General features: G+C 31.0%; 3 protein-coding genes. All 3 read left to right on the top strand.

The genetic code is table 11. The features are described 5' to 3' along the window. Positions 1-268 precede the first annotated feature (268 nt). The 3 genes from HMPREF1639_RS07750 (at position 269) to HMPREF1639_RS07740 (ending at position 2479) form a co-directional block, all read left to right on the top strand. Entirely contained in the window at positions 269-1339 is a 1071-nt protein-coding gene (locus HMPREF1639_RS07750) for a PDDEXK nuclease domain-containing protein (protein ID WP_007516562.1), read from the top strand. Between the two features lie 82 nt (positions 1340-1421). Next, positions 1422-2135: a hypothetical protein gene (locus HMPREF1639_RS07745; RefSeq protein WP_036765194.1), complete on the top strand. Its 714-nt coding sequence runs from the start codon at positions 1422-1424 to the stop codon at positions 2133-2135. 158 nt (positions 2136-2293) lie between these two features. Next, positions 2294-2479 (top strand): transposon-encoded TnpW family protein, encoded by a 186-nt coding sequence (locus HMPREF1639_RS07740; protein ID WP_002416380.1) that lies wholly within the window; start codon positions 2294-2296, stop codon positions 2477-2479. Positions 2480-2510: the final 31 nt, after the last annotated feature.

Raw genomic sequence — 2510 nt, 5'->3', positions numbered from 1 at the left:
TACAGACAAAATAAACAGAGGACATTGTCCTTAATGAGTCCAACCCATGTCCGACAAGAGATAGAGAAAGATATAGAGATAGATAAAGAGAGAGAGGGAGAGATAGAAAAGATTTAACATTTTTGGTATAATCACATTAATTAAACTAAATGTGTAATGATAAAATGAGCTTGTTTACCGTAAGCTGATTGTGATAAAAAGATTAAAACTCCCACCATTGGTGAAAGAGATAGAATAAAATAAAAAGAATCAGATTGGAGTGATTAGAATGGATAAAAAAGATTTAGATATTATAGGAGATGGTGAATATATAAAAATGCTTGAGAAAATAAAAAGATCATATACAAGCAGACAACTTAAAGCAGCAGTTTCGGTCAATTCTGAAATGCTAAAGTTTTATTATAGTTTAGGAGAAGAAATTATTAACTTAAAGGCAGAAAGCAGATGGGGAAGCGGATTCTATAAAAAATTAAGTTCGGATTTAAAAAATGAAATTCCCAATGTTAAAGGATTTTCTGTTACTAATTTAAAATATATGAAGAAATTTTATGAAATGTATTCGCCATTAAATCGTCCACAGCTTGTGGACGATTTACAAATATCTAAAGTCGGTGGAGATTTTAATATGATTTTTAGTATCCCATGGGGACATCAAAGATATATTATGGATAGATGTGAGGGAAATTTGAATAAAGCATTTTTCTTTATATCTAAAACATTAGAAAATAGCTGGAGTAGAGCGGTGCTTTTAAATTTCTTGGATACAGATCTATTTGAAAGACAAGGAAAAGCAATAACAAATTTCACAAATAATTTGCCTGCTACACAAAGTGATTTAGCCAATGAAATGACGAGAGATCCGTATAATTTTGACTTTATATCTATAAGGCAAAATTATGATGAAAAAGAATTGAAAGACGCTTTGATGGATAATATTCAAAAATTCTTATTGGAGCTAGGGACAGGTTTTTCGTTCGTGGGCAGAGAATATAGACTTGTAGTTGGAAATTCAGAAGAATTTATTGATATGTTATTCTACAACATTAAGCTACATTGCTATGTAGTTGTGGAGGTTAAAATTTCCGCATTTAAACCTGCGGATATAGGACAACTTGGAACCTATGTAACATCTGTAAACCATATATTAAAGGGAGATGGGGATAATCAAACAATAGGTCTTTTAATCTGTAAGACAAAGGATAATGTATTGGCAAAATATGCTTCTGAAAGCTCCAGAGAGCCTATTGGAATTTCAGAATATCATCTACAAAACTTAATTCCTGAAAGTTTAAAGGGAGCATTACCAACCATAGAAGAAATTGAAAACGAACTAAAATAAATTTTAAAAACATAATAAATGTACACAAGGCGGTAGAAGTAAAAACTATCGTCTTTTTTTATTTGAAGAAAGGTAGGAGAGCATGGCAGATAAAAGAATGTTTTCACTAAAGATAGTGGATAGCGACTTATTTTTGGATATGCCACTAAGTAGTCAATGTCTGTATTTTCATTTATCAATGCGAGCAGATGATGACGGTTTTGTAAATAACCCTAAGAAAATCATCAAGATTATCGGAGCAAATGAAGATGACCTAAAAATACTTATTGCCAAAGGCTTTGTGATAGTCTTTGATCAGGGAATTATCGTCATTACTCATTGGAAGATAAATAACTTTATTAGAAAAGACAGATATAAGCCAACAATGTATATCGATCAGAAACAGCAGCTTTATCAAACGGACAATGGAGCATATATTTCAGAAGAAAAAGTTGGTTGTCATCTGGTTAACCAAAGGTTGTCAAGTGGTCAACCCAGTATAGATAAGGGTAGATTAGATAAGGTTAGTATAGATAAGGGGAGAGAGGGAGAGATAGATAAAAAGTCCACCCCCATTTTTTATGGAGAATTCAAAAATGTAAGGTTAAGCAAAGAAGAATATAANANCCTTAAAGAAAAATTAAACTCACACACAGAAATAATGATAAATAAACTATCAAGATACATGAAAAGTAGTGGCAAGACCTATCAAAACCACTATGCGACAATCTTAAAATGGTATGAAGAAGACAAAGAAAAACTAAGACAGAAAGGTTTAAATAAAAAAATGAACTATGATGTAGGAGAATCTTTATAGATAAAAAGAGGTGGAAAGGCACTATTAAAGACTTTAAGTCTAAAAAGGTATAAAAGTATGCCAGAGATAATAAAAATATAAATATGACACTTTAAAGGCGATTAGAAAATTAAAAATCTAATCGTCTTTTTTATCGAAACAAACAGGAGGAAAAATATATGCACGAAAATAAAAATGAACAGAATACGGGAACAAAAACCATAAAGAAAATTGGTAAAGCAACCTATGAGGTTGTTGTTCACTTTAATGAAAATGCAACGGAAACAATGCAAGACAAATTAAAACGCATAATGATTAGAGAAATGGAGAGAGAAAAACATCAAAAAGTCGATAAAAATGATTAGAAAGTCCTTGACAAGTTGTTACAGGAAAAAC

The organism is Peptostreptococcus sp. MV1, assembly GCF_000758885.1.
GTDB lineage: Bacteria > Bacillota > Clostridia > Peptostreptococcales > Peptostreptococcaceae > Peptostreptococcus.
Note: the sequence above shows the minus strand (reverse complement) of the source record. Positions and strands in the feature narration are given on the sequence as shown.